General features: G+C 72.0%; 14 protein-coding genes. 10 read left to right on the top strand and 4 right to left on the bottom strand.

Annotation, left to right across the window (positions count from 1 at the left end; translation table 11 throughout):
- Positions 1-90 precede the first annotated feature (90 nt).
- Positions 91-1461 carry an SWIM zinc finger family protein gene (locus tag ACZ6ZR_RS11665; protein ID WP_465641842.1) on the bottom strand — a complete coding sequence of 457 codons (1371 nt, stop codon included), beginning with the start codon at positions 1459-1461 and terminating at the stop codon, positions 91-93.
- A gap of 152 nt (positions 1462-1613) precedes the next feature.
- Between ACZ6ZR_RS11665 and ACZ6ZR_RS11660 the strand changes: the two genes are divergently transcribed.
- The 4 genes from ACZ6ZR_RS11660 (at position 1614) to ACZ6ZR_RS11645 (ending at position 5805) form a co-directional block, all read left to right on the top strand.
- Positions 1614-1913 (top strand): WXG100 family type VII secretion target, encoded by a 300-nt coding sequence (locus ACZ6ZR_RS11660; RefSeq protein ID WP_465641840.1) that lies wholly within the window; start codon positions 1614-1616, stop codon positions 1911-1913.
- Between the two features lie 2 nt (positions 1914-1915).
- The gene (locus tag ACZ6ZR_RS11655) at positions 1916-3523 is read left to right on the top strand and encodes an alpha/beta hydrolase (protein ID WP_465641838.1); all 1608 of its coding nucleotides are present in this window, start codon (positions 1916-1918) and stop codon (positions 3521-3523) included.
- Positions 3520-4014, top strand: a complete 495-nt coding sequence (locus ACZ6ZR_RS11650) for a hypothetical protein (protein WP_465641836.1) — start codon at positions 3520-3522, stop codon at positions 4012-4014. Before ACZ6ZR_RS11655 ends, ACZ6ZR_RS11650 begins: the two co-directional genes overlap by 4 nt.
- A gap of 216 nt (positions 4015-4230) precedes the next feature.
- Entirely contained in the window at positions 4231-5805 is a 1575-nt protein-coding gene (locus tag ACZ6ZR_RS11645; protein ID WP_465641834.1) for an APC family permease, read from the top strand.
- A 56-nt stretch (positions 5806-5861) separates the two neighbouring features.
- On the opposite strand, the gene ACZ6ZR_RS11640 is transcribed toward ACZ6ZR_RS11645, so the two are convergent.
- Complete coding sequence (locus tag ACZ6ZR_RS11640; protein WP_465641832.1) at positions 5862-6656, bottom strand: VOC family protein; 795 nt, start codon at positions 6654-6656, stop codon at positions 5862-5864.
- Positions 6657-6754: 98 nt separating this feature from the next.
- Entirely contained in the window at positions 6755-7462 is a 708-nt protein-coding gene (locus ACZ6ZR_RS11635) for a TetR/AcrR family transcriptional regulator (RefSeq protein ID WP_465641830.1), read from the bottom strand.
- Positions 7463-7632: 170 nt separating this feature from the next.
- Between ACZ6ZR_RS11635 and ACZ6ZR_RS11630 the strand changes: the two genes are divergently transcribed.
- The 4 genes from ACZ6ZR_RS11630 (at position 7633) to ACZ6ZR_RS11615 (ending at position 12392) form a co-directional block, all read left to right on the top strand.
- Positions 7633-9087: an APC family permease gene (locus tag ACZ6ZR_RS11630; protein WP_465641828.1), complete on the top strand. Its 1455-nt coding sequence runs from the start codon at positions 7633-7635 to the stop codon at positions 9085-9087.
- Positions 9088-9163: 76 nt separating this feature from the next.
- Positions 9164-10801 carry an amidohydrolase gene (locus ACZ6ZR_RS11625; RefSeq protein WP_465641826.1) on the top strand — a complete coding sequence of 546 codons (1638 nt, stop codon included), beginning with the start codon at positions 9164-9166 and terminating at the stop codon, positions 10799-10801.
- 143 nt (positions 10802-10944) lie between these two features.
- Positions 10945-11322, top strand: coding sequence for a hypothetical protein (locus ACZ6ZR_RS11620; protein WP_465641824.1), 378 nt, complete (start codon positions 10945-10947; stop codon positions 11320-11322).
- 134 nt (positions 11323-11456) lie between these two features.
- The gene (locus tag ACZ6ZR_RS11615) at positions 11457-12392 is read left to right on the top strand and encodes an esterase/lipase family protein (RefSeq protein WP_465641822.1); all 936 of its coding nucleotides are present in this window, start codon (positions 11457-11459) and stop codon (positions 12390-12392) included.
- Here the strand turns inward: ACZ6ZR_RS11615 and ACZ6ZR_RS11610 are convergent.
- Positions 12385-12912: a GNAT family N-acetyltransferase gene (locus ACZ6ZR_RS11610; protein WP_465641820.1), complete on the bottom strand. Its 528-nt coding sequence runs from the start codon at positions 12910-12912 to the stop codon at positions 12385-12387. The two genes, ACZ6ZR_RS11615 and ACZ6ZR_RS11610, sit on opposite strands and share 8 nt — an antisense overlap.
- A 167-nt stretch (positions 12913-13079) precedes the next feature.
- Here ACZ6ZR_RS11610 and ACZ6ZR_RS11605 point away from each other — a divergent pair, with 167 nt between their 5' ends.
- Together ACZ6ZR_RS11605 and ACZ6ZR_RS11600 are read left to right on the top strand one after the other, a co-directional pair.
- Positions 13080-14120, top strand: coding sequence for a C40 family peptidase (locus ACZ6ZR_RS11605; RefSeq protein ID WP_465641818.1), 1041 nt, complete (start codon positions 13080-13082; stop codon positions 14118-14120).
- A gap of 232 nt (positions 14121-14352) precedes the next feature.
- Entirely contained in the window at positions 14353-14940 is a 588-nt protein-coding gene (locus ACZ6ZR_RS11600; protein WP_465641816.1) for a lytic polysaccharide monooxygenase, read from the top strand.
- Positions 14941-14950: the final 10 nt, after the last annotated feature.

The raw sequence follows: 14950 nt of genomic DNA, 5'->3' as shown, positions 1-14950 counted from the left end.
CTACTTGCAGGTGAATGTCCGTGGCTGGCAGACGGGCGCGTTTCTTCCGGTTCGCGCAGTTCCTCGCGCCCCTGACGGCCCCTTCGGGCCTCAGTGGGGTGGTCGTGCGGTGAGGGTGACGGCGAGGGCGTGTTTGCAGGGGCCGCGGTTGCCGCGGTAGCGGGCCCACCAGAGGCAGGTGCAGGTCAGGCGGCCGTCTTCGGTGATCCGGACTCGTTGTTCGTGGTCGTCCACGGTGACGGTGGCGATCGGGCCGGAGCGGTGGACGGCGCCGGCCGCGACCAGGGCGCGGGCCGCGAGGAGGCGTGGGTTGTCGGTCTCTGCGCGCTGTGCGTGGTACGGGAGTTGGCGGTGGAAGTGGGAGGCCTCGGCGGTGTCGTAGCCGATCTGGCCGGCCGTGCCGAGCCGGACCAGTGCGGCGCGGACCCGCTCGACCGGCAGCCCGGCCTCGCGGGCCAGTTCGGCCGGGTCGATCCGGGGTTCCCAGGCGAGCAGGACCGAGACCAGCTCGGCGTCGGCCTCCGACTGACCGCCGGTGAGGGCGGTGAGCACGCCGCCCTCGCCGGAGAAGCCGCGCGCGACGTCCGGGGAGAGGGTGAGGGTGAGCCGCATCCCGGCGGGCAGCACCAACTCCCAGGCGGAGGCGGACGGTGCGGCCCCGGCGGTGACCGGCGGCCCGTACACGCGTAGGGCGAGGGCGTGCCGCAGCACCCGCTGGAGTGCGGTCAGGCGCTCGGGGCCGGGCAGGCAGACGGCGCCCGGCGCGGGCCGGGTGGAGGGGCGCAGCGTCCGGCCGCCCGGGCCGGGGAGCACCCAGCCGACCGGGCCGCCCCGGGAGCCGCCGCGCGGCAGCGAACGCAGGAAGCGCACCGCCTCGGCGGCCGGCAGTTCGGCCCGCAGGTCGAAGCCGGCGGCCACCACCTGGGTCTCGGCGAAGCCGCGGACCCAGCGCTCGGGCAGCGGGACCTTCTTCTCCAGCAGCGGCCCCTCGGGGCCGGTGAGCGCCAACTCCTCGGCACCGACCGAGAGTCGGAGCTGGTCGGTGGAGCCGATCCGGCCGAGCGCCTCGCGCAGCGGGTGGTTCACGTCCACGTTGGTGGTGCCGTGGCCGGACTCGGCGCCGGCCAGCCCCTCGGCCGTCACGTCGAGGCGGGCGTACACCCCGCAGCAGGCGGAGAAGGACTCGAAGCGCAGCCGGTCCCCGTTGGCCGTGACCACCGGGTCGAGCAGCACCGGACGTTGGGGCTGGTGGTAGCGGGCCGCGGCCACGTCGGCCACGGCCAGCAGGCCGGCGGCCGCGGCGGCGGGGGAGGTGAGGGAGCCGGTGAAGAAGTGGGGGTGGGCCGTGGCGCCGTGCGGACCGGTGCCGCCGGAGGTGGCCAGGACGAGCCGCGGCCCGTCGGGGGCGGCCAGCACGGCGGAGGGGTGGCGGTAGGCGTACGCCAGTACGGCTTGCGTCATGACTGCACGTTAGGTCCCCGGGCTGACAGCGCGGCGGGTGCGTTCTGTCGCGGCTGGGTGACGGTTCGCCGGAGTGGATCGCGGACGGGCGGCCGGTTCGCTAGGTTGTCGCCCACTGTTGACCGAGTGCAGACGTACCGCGGGGGCGGAACTTGTCATCGATCGAAGTGAAGCCGGAGGACCTGCGCGCTTCCGCGCAGGTGATCTCCGATGTCAGCGGCGAGCTGCGCCCGTCCTCGGACCGGGCGGTCCGGGACGCGGGCGACGCGGCGGCCTCCACGGCCGGATGGTCGGTCTCGGGAGGGCTGGGCCAGATCGCGGAGAGTTGGCGCACCGCGTTGACGGGGCTGCACGCGCTGCTGGAGAAGAACGCGGACGGCCTGCGGACCAACGCCGACGACTACGAGGGCACCGAGCGCCGCGAGGCCAGCCGGTTCGGGCGGGTGTCGTAGCGATGGCAACGAGCTTCGCGCTGCTGCTGCGGCAGAACTTCGGTGACCTGGAGGAGGCCGCCTCCTCCTGGCGCAGACTCGGCGAGTCCGCGGGGGAGGCGCAGCAGCGCCACCGCTCCCAGGGCAACGGCCCGTTGACGAACTGGAGCGGCTCGGCCGCCGACGCGGCCAAGCCGCAACTGGACAAGGCCGAGCAGCAGTTGGGCATCGTGAACGCCGAGGCCACGGCCATCGCGGTGGTGCTGGACACCGTGCACCGGCGGATGGCGGAGGCCCAGCAGGAGCTGCGGACCGCGGTCGCCGAGGCGGAGAGCAACAACTACCAGGTGGCGGACGACGGTTCGGTGACCGGGCCGCAGCTGGACCCGGCCTACCGGAACGACCCGGACTACCAGGAGATCAACCGTCAGCAGAACGCCCGGCTGGGAGAGTTCAGGCAGCGGATCGACGCGGCCGTGCAGAAGGCCGAGCGGGCCAGCGCCGACGGGGCGGTGGCGCTCGGCAGCCTGAACGGGGACGTCGTCAACGCGGATGCGGCCAAGGCGCAGGGCGAGGTGGCCAACGACATCAGCGCGATGCGCTCGCAGCTGGGCCTCGGCCCGGTGGTGCCGGCCTCGGACGACCCGGCCGCCAACGCCAAGTGGTGGGCGGGGCTGTCACCCCAGCAGCAGCGCGAGTACCTGGCGCTGTACCCGGGCGAGATCGGCAACCTGAACGGGATCAGCAGCGAGCTGCGCGACCTGGCCAACCGGGAGAACCTGGAGCGCCAGCTCGACCTGGCCGGCCAGGGTGGCCACAACTACCAAGAGATGCTGGACCTGCGGAACCGGATGGACCAGGAGGAGGCCAAGGGCAAGGACGTGTTCCTGCTCGGCTTCGACCCCAAGGACGACGGCAAGGCGATCGTCTCCTTCGGCAACCCGGACACCGCGAAGAACACCGCCGTCTTCGTGCCGGGAACCACCGTGGACCTCGGCGACATGAACGGCTACATGGACAAGATGCGCGACCTCCAGCGGGCCGCCGACCAGAAGAGCAACACCGGTGACACCGCCACCATCATGTGGCTCGGCTACGACGCTCCCGACGACGTCGTCAAGGACGCGCCGTTCAACAACTACGCCGAGGAGGGCGCACCGAAGCTCGACAGCTACGTCGACAGCCTCGGCACCACCCACGACCCCGGCACGTCGCGGCACACCACGGTGATCGGCCACAGCTACGGTTCGGTGGTGGTCGGCGAGGCGGCGAAGAACGGCAACGGTCTGGCGGTGGACGACATCGTGGTGGCGGGCAGCCCCGGCATGCACGTTCCGTACGCCAGGGACCTGCACATCGATCCCCGGCACGTCTGGGCGGCTGAGGCGGAGTGGGACCCGGTGCCCTCGGTCGGCGGGCTCGGACACGGGCGGCGGGACGGGTTCTGGGACCTGCCGAACACGCCGACCTCGGAGGAGTTCGGGGCCAACCGGATCACCACCGAGGGCAACAGCGGGCACAGCACCTACTGGGACGACAACGGGAAGCCGCACAGCTCGCTGGACAACCAGGCCTCGATCGTCGCCGGGCACTACCGCGACGTGAAGCTGGAGTGGGGGAGCGCACCGTGAGGCTCCTCCGGGCGGCGGCCGCCGCGCTCTCCCTGACCCTGCTGACCTCCTGCGGACTCACCGCGGGCTCCGAGAAGGACACGTCGTTGCGCATCGCCCCCGAGATCCAGATCAAGGCCGAGCTGGAGCGGGTCTCCGAGCAGGTCTACCAGTCGCTCGGAGTGACCGGCTCGCGGGAGCAGGGGAACGAGGTGAACTTCTCCCAGTGCGAGGGCCAGGGCGACAAGCAGGTCCGCAGCGCCATCCACTTCTGGCAGGTCGACGGCCTCGACCCGGCCGGGCTGAACCAGGCGGTCGAGCGGGTGCGTGACCAGCTCAAGGCGGCCGGCTGGATCGGGGCGGGGGAGCAGTGGGATAGCTCGCACACCGATCTGGAGGTGTGGGCGAAGAACCCGGACAAGACGGTGGCGGTCTGGGCCCAGGCGTTGAGCGACCGCAAGCGGGTGATCTTCCGGGTGAGCTCCTCCTGCTTCCGGCTGCCGGCTTCGTGAGGCAGATCACAGGGGTGGTGCGCGTACCCCGGATTTGGTAACGGTGCGGGTTTCGTTGCCCTGGCGAACCAGGCATGCGCCTCTGATTCGATGATCCTTTGATGCTTGCGACTGGTAATCATTGGAGGAATGCAGATCAGAGGCGCATGATCCATGTCACGGTTCGTCACCCTCGCGCCCCTGAGCTGCGGAAACAGTTCAACGTACGGTCGGGGCATGGTTCAGCTCGACTCCAAGCCCGCGACCGGCCGCAGCGCGGCGGCCGGCGGAGCTGACGCCGCCCAGGGCGTCCGTTCCAAGGGGCTCAACAGCAACTCGGTCGGCCTGCTCGGGAACTCCGTCATCGGGGTCTCGACGGTGGCTCCGGTCTACTGCCTCACCACCACCCTCGGGACCACGGTGGCGGCGGTCGGCCTGCAGATGCCCGCGCTCTTCCTGGCCGGGTTCCTGCCGATGATGCTGGTCGCCTTCGCCTACCGGGAGCTCAACAAGGCCGTCCCGGACAGCGGCACCTCCTTCACCTGGACGGTGAAGGCCTTCGGCCCGAAGGTGGGCTGGATGTGCGGCTGGGGGCTGGTGGTGGCGACCATCATCGTGCTCTCCAACCTGGCCGGGGTGGCCACGGAGTACTTCTACATCCTGTTGGGCGAGGCGACGGGCAGCCAATGGCTGGCCGGGCTGAACGACAACAAGGCCGCGCACGTGCTGACCTGCCTGGCACTGATCGCGGTCGCGACCGCGATCAGCTACCGGGGGATGACGGCCACCAAGGGCGTCCAGTACGCGCTGGTCGGTCTGCAGCTCGCCGTGCTGGCGCTGTTCGCCTCGATGGCGATCATCAAGGTCGTCTCGGGTGACGTGGCGGGCTCGCTCGACTTCTCCTGGAGCTGGCTCAACCCGCTCGGGGCCTCCTCCTGGTCGGCGTTCGTCTCCGGCCTGTCGCTCTCGCTCTTCATGTACTGGGGCTGGGACGCCTGTCTGAGCGCCAACGAGGAGACCGGCGGGAGCGAGAAGACCCCGGGCCGGGCGGCCATGCTGGCGATGGTGGTGCTGGTCGGTTCGTACCTGTTCACCGCCGTCGCGGTGCAGATGTACGCGGGCGTCGGCAGCACCGGTACCGGCCTCGGCAACCCCGACACCTCGTCCAACGTGTTCCGCGCCCTGGCGGGCCCGGTCATGGGCCCGACCCTGAGCGTGCTGCTCTTCGTGGCGGTGCTCGCCTCGGCCGCCGCCAGCCTGCAGACCACCTTCATCCCGGTGAGCCGCACGGTGCTGGCGATGAGCGTCTACGAGGCACTGCCGCCCTCCTTCACCGAGGTGCACCCGAAGCACGGTACGCCCGGCCGGGCGATCGTCACGGCAGGTGTCGGGACCGGTGCGTTCTACACCGCGATGACGCTGATCAGCAAGAACGTGCTCGTGGACACGATCGCCGCGCTGACGCTGATGATCTGCTTCTACTACTCGCTGACCGCCTTCGCCTGCGCCTGGTACTTCCGTAGGGACTTCAGGAAGTCGGTCCGGGACGCTCTCCTCAAGGTGGTCGCTCCGCTGACGGGCGGCCTGATCCTGGCCGGCATCTTCGTGCAGAGCCTGCGGAACACCTTCCGGCCGACCAAGGACTTCGGCAGCGGCAGCTCGGTCCTCGGCGTCGGCTCGGTCTTTGTGATCGGCGTCGGCGTGCTGGGCGTGGGGGTGCTGGTGATGCTCGTGATGATGCGGCGCAGCCCCGCGTTCTTCCGCGGCGAGGTGCTCACCAAGGAGACCCCGGCGCTGGTGCTGCCGGAGTGACGCACGCTCAGGAGGGCGGAGCGGCCGAGGGGCCGCCCCGCCCTCCTGTCGCACCGTCAGACGTCGGCCAGGTCGGGCATCTCGCCCTCGACGGTGGCCAGGTCGATCACCGAGAAGTTCGCCCCCTGCGGGTCCGTCAGGGAGGCGAAGCGGCCGAACGGGCTGGTCATCGGGCCGAACTGGAGGGTGGCGCCGAGCTTCTTGGCCTTCTCCACGGCGCTGTCGCAGTCCGGCACGGCGAAGTAGACGTTGACGTACGCCGGGACCTGGGGCGGGAACTCCTCGCCCATCTTCATCCGGCCGAGCGCCGGGCCGCCGGAGAGGTTGTAGGTGCGGAAGTCGATGTGCTCGTCCGCCATGGTCTTCATGTTGTACGGGAAGACCGCGGGGAAGAACGCGTCGGCCTTCTCCGGCTCGCGGGTGAAGACCTCGGCCCAACAGAACGCGCCGGGCTCGTTGACCTTCTCGAAGCCCTTGTGCTGGTCGCCCTGCCAGACGCCGAAGACGGCGCCGCCCGGGTCGGTGGCGATGGCCATGGTGCCGAAGTCGCCGACCTGCATCGGCTCCATCAGCACCTGGCCGCCGGCCTCCTTGATCTTCGCCGCGGTGGCCGCCGCGTCCGGCGAGGAGATGTACAGGCACCAGGCGGAGTGGCCCTCCTGACCCGGCATCGGCGGCACCACGGCCGCCACGGCCTTGCCGTCCGAGTACGCCTGCGTGTAGCCGCCGTACTCGGAGGAGGCCTCGGCGAAGGTCCAGCCGAGCACCTCGGAGTAGAACGCCTTGGCGCCCTCCACGTCGGCGAACATCGCGTCGGCCCAGCAGGGCGAACCTTCGGTGAATGCGGTCATGGCACTGACCCGTTTCTCGTGGGGAGGTGGATGGTGTGTCCCCCGTCACGCTAATCAGGGCCACTGACAACCGCGCGCCGACGGTCCGTCAGGTGCGTTCAGGCGGTGTGCCCGCGCAGGCGGGCGGCGAAGGAGTCGAGGAGGAGGTCGAGGGCGAGCGGGTAGGCGGAGCGGTTCATCTCGGCGATCAGCAGCGGGGTGGTGGCCGCGATGTTGGGGTGGGTGTCGCCGTCCAGGGTGGCGTAGCGGGTGCGCCAGACGGCGGAGTCGGCGGCCCGGGCGGGGGCCGGGAGGGCCGCGACGGCGGCGTCCAGGGCGGCGAAGGCCAGGCTCTGGTCGACGAAGACGTGGTAGAGCCGGACGGCCTCCGGGTCGGGGAAGCCGGCTCCGCGCAGGATGCCGAGGATGGACTCGACGGCCCGGATCTCGTGCTGGCGGCCGGTGGTGCGGGCGGCGGAGAGGGCGGCGGCCTGGGGGTGGGAGCGGTAGGCGTGCTGGATCCGCAGGCCGATCTCGCGCAGGTCGGCCTGCCAGTCGCCGGACGGCTCGGCGCCTTCCTGGGCCCGGGCGATCAGCTCGTCGGTGATCGCCACCACCAGGTCGTCGGTGGAGTGGAAGTAGCGGTAGAGGGCGCTCGGGTCGGCGCCGAGGGCGGCGCCCAGGCGACGGACCGTCAGGGCCTCGGCGCCGTGCTGGCCGAGCAGCCGCAGGGCGGTCTCCACGATGACCTGCTCGGAGAGGACGGTGCCGGTCTTGGTGGGCCGGCGGCGACGTCGGTCCGGTTCGCGCACCACGCGTTCACTCATGCGTCGGAGCCTAGGCGCGGCCCGTTCTTATGACAACGGCATTGACGTGAGAAGGGGGCCGGAGTTTCATGTGCGCACCCGGGGCTGACCGAAAGCCCCCTGGCCGAGGTGGTGGCTTGTTGGGCGCAACGGCGAAGGACGGGGTAAGAACCCCGGTCCCGGCACCTGTGATGAAGAAGTCCATCGGGATGGTCGACGGGGTGGCGATCGCCGCCTCCAGTACGGCGGCCACCTCCAGCATCGGCATCGGGCTGGGCCTGACCGCCGGGGTGGTCGGCCTGCACCTGCCGGCCATCATGCTGCTCGCCTTCCTGCCGGTGCTCTGCATCGCGGTGGCGTACGGCCGGCTGAACCAGGTCGAGCCCAACGCCGGCAACAGCTACACCTGGGTCGGCCGCACCCTCAACCCGTGGCTGGGCTTCCTGACCGGCTGGGTGAACACGGTCGGCACCATCGTGTTCATGGCCTACACGGTGGCCGTCACCGGCTCCGCGCTGATCCAGCTGGCCGACAAGGCCGGGGTGGAGAGCGTGGCCGGGCTGCACCTGGACCCGGACTCCACCCTGCAGACCACCGTGATCGGCCTGGTCGTGCTGGCCGGCGCCACCGCGATCGCGGTCCGCGGCCTCGGCCTGGCGGCCCGGCTGCAGAAGTACCTGCTGGCCTTCGAGTACCTGGTGCTGCTGGGCTTCTGCGGGTACGGGCTGTTCGCCGGGGACCAGCCGTTCTCGCTGGAGTGGTTCAACCCCTTCGCCATCCCGACCATGGGCGCACTGGCCCAGGGCATGGTGCTCGCGGTCTTCTGCTACTGGGGCTTCGAGTCGGTCTTCACCGTCGCCGAGGAGACCCACGACCCCAAGGACGCCTCGCGCGGCGGGATCATCGCGCTGGTGATGATGCTGCTGCTCTTCCTGCTGGCCGGCACCGCCTTCCAGCGGGTGCTCCCGCTGGACGAGCTGGCCGACAACGGCGCCCAGGGCCTGACCTACTTCGGCGAGAAGCTGGCCCAGCAGCCGCTGGCCGCGCTCCCGCTGATCGCCCTCACCCTGTCGGCGGTGGCCTCCCTCCAGGCCTCCGTCATCCCCACCGCCCGCGGCACCTTCGCGATGGGCCGCGACCGCACCCTGGGCCCGGTCTGGACCCGGATCCACCCCAAGTACGGCACCCCGGCGCTGGGCACCGTGCTGCTGGTGGTGATCGCCTCCGCGATCGCGCTGCTCGCCCTGGTCATCCCGACCGTCACCGACCTGATCGGCGCGGCGGTCAACGCGATCGGCATCGTGGTGGTGCTCTACTACGCGCTCACCGCGCTGGCCGCCGCCGTCCGCTTCCGCGGGCTGCTGCGGACCGAGCCGCTGACCGGTCTGCGGGTGGTGGTCGCCCCGCTGCTCGGCGCGGCCGCGCTGCTCTCCGTCGGTGGCTACCTGGCCTGGAGCTTCTGGGACTCGGCGGACCACTTCGAGGTGGACGCGGCCAATGGCTGGTTCCAGCTGCTCACCCCGACGCTGATGATCCTCAGCGGCCTGGTGGCGGCGGCCTGGGCGCGCTTCGTCCGCAAGTCCCCCTACTTCACCACCGGCCGGGGCACCGACGCGGACAGCGCCGACCTGCTGCCCCAGGCCTGAGCACGGGCGGCCCGCACACGGCGCGGCCGCCCGTACCGTACGAACCACATCGAACGACCCGTCAGGAGCACTCCTCATGACCCACGCCGACCTGGTCTTCACCGGCGGCCCGGTGTTCACCGCCGACGCCGCCCGCACCCGGGCCACCGGCCTCGCCGTCACCGGCGAGCGGATCACCGCCGTCGGCCACCACGAGATCCGTGGGCTGATCGGCCCGCGCACCGAAGTGGTGGACCTGAAGGGGAAGTTGCTCGTCCCCGGCTTCCAGGACTCGCACATCCACGCGGTCTTCGGCGGCACCGAGCTGGGCGAGTGCGACCTGAGCGGAACGGTCGGCGTGGCGGACTACCTGGAGCGGATCCGGGCCTTCGCCGAGGCCCACCCCGAGCGGGAGTGGATCACCGGCAGCGGCTGGTCCATGGAGAGCTTCGAGGGCGGGCTGCCGAGCCGTCAGCTGATCGACTCGGTGGTGCCGGACCGCCCGGTCTACCTGGTCAACCGGGACCACCACGGCGCCTGGGCCAACACCCGGGCGCTGGAGCTGGCCGGGGTGACGGCGGACACCCCGGACCCGGCGGACGGCCGGATCGAGCGCGACGCCGACGGCACCCCGAACGGCGTGCTCCAGGAGGGCGCCACCGCCCTGGTCGCCAGGCTCGTCCCGCCGACCACCGCCGCCGACCGGCTGGCCGGGCTGCTCCGGGCCCAGGAGCTGCTGCACTCGCTCGGCATCACCGGCTGGCAGGACGCCCTGCTCGGCGTCTTCAACGGCCAGCCCGACCCGTCCGACGCCTACCTGGCCGCCGCCCGCTCCGGCGAGCTGACCGCCCGGGTGAACGGCGCGCTCTGGTGGGACCGCGAGCGCGGGGCCGAGCAGATCGCCGAACTGGTGCGGCGCCGCGAGGAGTTGACGCACGGACGGTTCCGGGCCGGCTCGGTCAAGATCATGCAGGACGGCATCGCGGAGAACTTCACCGCCGCCATGACCACCCCCTACCTGGACGGCTGCGGCTGCGCCACCGCCAACTCCGGCCTCAGCTTCGTCGACCCGGAGGCCCTCCGGGCGTACGTCACCGAGCTCGACGCGCTCGACTTCCAGGTGCACTTCCACGCCCTCGGCGACCGCGCCGTCCGGGAGGCGCTGGACGCGGTCGAGGCCGCCCTCGCCGCCAACGGCCAGCGCGGCAACCGCCACCACCTGGCCCACCTCCAGGTGGTGCACCCGCAGGACGTCGGCCGCTTCGCCGCGCTCGGAGCGATCGCCAACATGCAGCCGCTCTGGGCCGCCCACGAGCCGCAGATGGACGAGCTCACCATCCCGTTCCTCGGCCCCGAGCGCGCCGCCTGGCAGTACCCGTTCGGCGACCTGCTGCGCGCCGGGGCCACCCTGGTGGCGGGCAGCGACTGGCCGGTCTCCAGCCCCGACCCGCTGGCCGGCCTGCACGTGGCGGTCAACCGGATGGAGCCGGGCACCGAGGACGAGCGGGTCTTCCTGCCCGAGCAGCGCCTGGACCTGAACACCGCGCTGGCCGCGTACACCGCCGGCTCGGCGCACGTGAACGGCTGCGACGAGGCCGGCTCGCTCCAGGAGGGCCTGCTGGCCGACCTGGTGGTGCTGGACCGCGACCTCTTCGCCCACCCGGCGGCCGAGATCGCGGACGCCCGGGTGGAGCGGACCTACGTCGGCGGGAAGCTGGTCTTCCAGGCGGGCTGACGGGGAGTCGGGCGCGGTTGGGCCAGGTGGCTGCGGCCCTGACGGGTGACGCGTACGCCGCTCGGGCGCGGGGCGTACGCCGTCAGGGGCGCGCGGCGGTAGAAGTGCGGTGAACCGTTCCTTCCCGAGGAGACGAGATCCCCGTGCGCCCTTGGCACACCCTCGGCGCCGTGTGCGGCGCCCTCGCCGTCACCGCCGCGCTCACCGCAACCCCCTTCACGACCGAGGCCCAGGCCGTCCAGGTCGCCACCGGTAGCTTCACCTACCGGTACGGCGGCCCGGACGGCCAGGTCAGGTCCCGCACCATGCAGGACCCCACCGCCGGCACCTGCATCACCATCGAGGAGGCCGCCGACCCGGCCACCTCCGAGCCCGCCTTCGGACCGCGCAACGACACCGACTGGTGGACCCTGGTCTTCGACGACGCGGTTTGCGCGGGCGACTCCCGCGGCCTGCGACCGCACGGGATCACCACGGCGGACCGGCTGAAGCTGCGCTCGGTGAAGTTCCTCTACCGCTGACCGGCGGCCCGGTCGCCGCTCCCTGCCCCGCCCGTCCATCAGCCGTTCGGGCGGGGCGTCACCGTCCGGCTCCTGGAGGAGTTACCACCTCTGACGCTCCGTCGGGAGCGCAGTCGGAGAGGGACGGTCCTGTGGTGAGAGTTCTGAGGCCCCGTGTGCTGGCGGCGGCAGCGGTGGCGTTCGCGCTGGTGGCGGGCGGCGGGGCCGCGGCGGCGGCCGGGCAGCGGCCGGTGGAGACCAACTTCACGGTCGGCTTCCTGAAGGGCTTCCTCCAGCCCGGCAGGGCGGCCGATGGCGCCAACGACTGGACCTGCCGGCCGGGCGCCGCGCACCCCGCGCCGGTGGTGCTGGTGCACGGCACCTTCGAGAACCAGAACGACAACTGGGGCGGCGCGGCCCCCCTGCTGGCCAACAACGGCTACTGCGTCTTCTCCTTCAACTACGGTGCGGCGGAGGGCAATCCGATCCAGGGGACGGGCCCGGTCGCGCAGAGCGCCGGGCAGCTGGCCGCCTTCGTGGACCGGGTGCGGGCCGCGACCGGCGTGGCCAAGGTGGACCTGGTCGGGCACTCGCAGGGCGGCATGATGCCGCGCTACTACCTCAAGTACCTGGGCGGCGCCGCCAAGGTCGGCACCCTGGTCGGCATCGCGCCCAGCAACCACGGCACCACCGCGGACGGCATCGCCACCCTGGCCCACGGGCTCGGCCTGCTGGAGCCCGCCAACGCCTTCCTGCTCGGCCCGGCCTGCCCCGCCTGCGTGGACCAGGAGTTCGACTCCCCGTTCATCGCCGACCTCAACGCCGGCGGCGACACCGTCCCCGGGGTCCGCTACACCGTGATCGCCAGCAGGTTCGACGAGGTGGTCACCCCCTACACCTCGGCCTTCCTGGACGGCCCCGGCGTCACCAACATCACCCTCCAGGACGGCTGTTCGCTGGACGCGGCGGACCACACCGAGATCGCCTACGACCCGATCGCCCTCACCCACGTCCTCAACGCGCTCGACCCGGCCCACCCGCGCCCCGTCCCCTGCATGGTGGTGCTCCCGCTGACCGGCCCGGTCATCTGACCCGGATCATCACCGCGAGGCGGGGGGAGTCCGCGGTGGCCCGTTGGGTGTTGAACTGCCGGTAGCCCCAGGACTCGTAGAGGCGCTGGACGCGGCCCTCCCCGGCGAGCGGGTTCACCATCAGGGTGGCCCGGCCCTCGGGGCGGGCGGCCAGCAGGGCGTCGTGGAGGCGGCGGGCGGTGCCGGTGCCGCGCCAGGGGGTGCGGAGGCCGATCTCGCGCAGGGCGAGGACCGGGGCGTCGGTGAAGCCCTCGGGGAGCGGGTCGGCCAGGCGCTGCCAGTACGGGTCGGTGGCGTCGACGGTGGTGCCGTAGGCGTAGCCGGCGGTGACCCCGGAGGCGTGGGCGAGGACCAGGGTGAAGCCGGGGGCGGCCTCGTGGCGGTCCAGGCGGTCGGTGAAGGCGGGGAGGGCGTAGTTCGGGAGGTGCAGCAGCGGGGCGCGGACGTCGGCGTAGACCTCCAGCAGGGCCGCGCGGGTCTCGGGCGTGAGGGTGGTGTGGTGGTGCAGGTTGACGGTCACCCGGGACAGCCAAGCACATGGAGTACCGGGCGGCTTGCCGACGAGTGCTCAGTAGGTGTGCCCTAAAGGGCAGTTCACAGGTCACGGCGTGGACACGGTGGCGGCGGCGCGGTTACGTTCGAGGTTCACCCAGTTGGATCTTCGGCCCCCGACGAAGGAGCTTCCCCATGGCCTCCCACCGGCGTCCTCGGCGGCCCGGCCGCGCGCACACCACGGTGCTGACCGCCGCCGCCGCGACCGCGGTGGCGCTGTCGGCCCAGACGGGCGCGCACGCGGCTCCGGCGCCGGCCAACAAGGACCAGGTGAAGGCGCAGGTCGACAAGCTGCTGCTGGAGCAGGAGGAGGCGGCCGAGAAGTACAACGGGGTGAAGGAGCGGGCCGACCAACTGCGCAAGCAGGGCGGCCAGTTGCAGGACCAGATCGCCCGCGGGCAGGAGCGGATGGCGGAGCTGGCCTCGGGGCTGGCGGCGGTGGCGGGGGAGGAGTACCGGCACGGCGGGGTGGACCCGACGGTGCAGCTGATGTTCTCCTCCGACCCGGACGGCTACCTGTCGCGGGCCTCCTCGGCGGACCAGGCGGCGAGCACCCAGGCGGGGGTGCTGCGGGCGCTGCGCGGCGAGCAGCTCCGGCTGGACCAGCAGAAGCAGGAGGCCTCGGCCGTACTGGGTGAACTCGACCGCTCCACCCAGCTGTTGAACTCGACCAAGACCGAGGTGCAGCAGAAACTCCAGGAGGCGCAGCGGCTGCTCGGCACCCTGAACGCCGCCGACCGGGCCGCGATCATGCGCCAGACCGACGGCGCGACGGCCTCCCGGAGCGCCAACCGGGTCGATCCGTCCACCCTGCCGCAGGCGAGCGGGAACGCGGCCGCCGCGGTGCGCACCGCGCTGGACCAGCAGGGGAAGCCGTACCACTGGGGCGCGGTCGGCACCAGCACCTTCGACTGCTCGGGGCTGATGGTCTACGCGTTCGCCAAGGCCGGGGTGGCGCTGCCGCGGACCTCGCAGGAGCAGGCCACGGTGGGGGCCAGTGTGGGGAAGGACTGGCACGACGCGCAGCCGGGCGACCTGGTGGTCTACCGGGCGAACCGTTCGCACGTGGCGATGTACATCGGCAACGGGATGGTGGTGCACGCGCCGCGCGAGGGCGACGTGGTGAAGACGATGAAGGTGGACGCCATCGAGATCTCCACCATCCGGCGGGTCTGAGGATGCCTCCGGCCGGTACCTGACGGTGTGACAACTGGACTTTTCCACGGGCGAGTTGGACTGAACCGGGATACTGGTCTGGACCATTGACGCCCGGGCGGCCGGTGCCTACGGTGTGTTCACATCTGGCGCAGGCATGCCACCGAGTGGCTCCGCGGCGGTGCACCCCCACGTGTACCGTGCCGCCGCCCGCGTCGGCGCACCTCTCCATCCACCCCCACGGAGGAGCACCATGCGCACGCGTACCATCATCGGCGCGGCCGTCGCCGCGCTGGCCGTCCCGGTCGGCATGGCCGTCCCGGCCCAGTCGCACGGCTTCGTCAACCAGCCGCCGAGCCGCGCCGCGCTCTGCGGCGCGGGCGTGGTCAAGAACTGCGGCGACATCCAGTGGGAGCCGCAGAGCGTCGAGGGCCCGAAGGGCTTCCCGAGCGGCGGCCCGGCCGACGGCACCATCTGCGCCGGGGCGGACGCCCGGTGGGCCCCGCTGGACAACCCCCGCAACGGCGCCTGGCCGACCACCAAGGTGACGGCCGGTCAGTCGCGGACCTTCACCTGGAACATCGAGGCCCGGCACGCCACCAGCAACTTCCGCTACTTCCTCACCAAGCAGGGCTACGACCCGGCCCAGAAGATCACCCGGGCCAGTCTCGACCTGACCCCCTTCCTGACCGTCCCGTACGGCGGCAAGCAGCCCGCCGCTGTCACCACCCACACCGGCACCCTGCCGTCCGGCCGGACCGGTCACCACGTGGTGGTGGCGGTCTGGGACGTGGCCGACACCAGCAACGCCTTCTACTCCTGCACGGACGTTCAGTTCTGACGTGGTGTCC

It is taken from the genome of Kitasatospora sp. NPDC088742 (assembly GCF_055584905.1).
Note: the sequence above shows the minus strand (reverse complement) of the source record. Positions and strands in the feature narration are given on the sequence as shown.

Coding starts and splice junctions, on each gene's coding strand:
- ACZ6ZR_RS11600 (WP_465641816.1), top strand. CDS start 14,353: ATGCGCACGCGTACCATCATCGGCGCGGCCGTCGCCGCGCTGGCCGTC.
- ACZ6ZR_RS11605 (WP_465641818.1), top strand. CDS start 13,080: ATGGCCTCCCACCGGCGTCCTCGGCGGCCCGGCCGCGCGCACACCACG.
- ACZ6ZR_RS11635 (WP_465641830.1), bottom strand. CDS start 7,462: ATGAGTGAACGCGTGGTGCGCGAACCGGACCGACGTCGCCGCCGGCCC.
- ACZ6ZR_RS11655 (WP_465641838.1), top strand. CDS start 1,916: ATGGCAACGAGCTTCGCGCTGCTGCTGCGGCAGAACTTCGGTGACCTG.
- ACZ6ZR_RS11645 (WP_465641834.1), top strand. CDS start 4,231: ATGGTTCAGCTCGACTCCAAGCCCGCGACCGGCCGCAGCGCGGCGGCC.
- ACZ6ZR_RS11630 (WP_465641828.1), top strand. CDS start 7,633: ATGAAGAAGTCCATCGGGATGGTCGACGGGGTGGCGATCGCCGCCTCC.
- ACZ6ZR_RS11665 (WP_465641842.1), bottom strand. CDS start 1,461: ATGACGCAAGCCGTACTGGCGTACGCCTACCGCCACCCCTCCGCCGTG.
- ACZ6ZR_RS11640 (WP_465641832.1), bottom strand. CDS start 6,656: ATGACCGCATTCACCGAAGGTTCGCCCTGCTGGGCCGACGCGATGTTC.
- ACZ6ZR_RS11625 (WP_465641826.1), top strand. CDS start 9,164: ATGACCCACGCCGACCTGGTCTTCACCGGCGGCCCGGTGTTCACCGCC.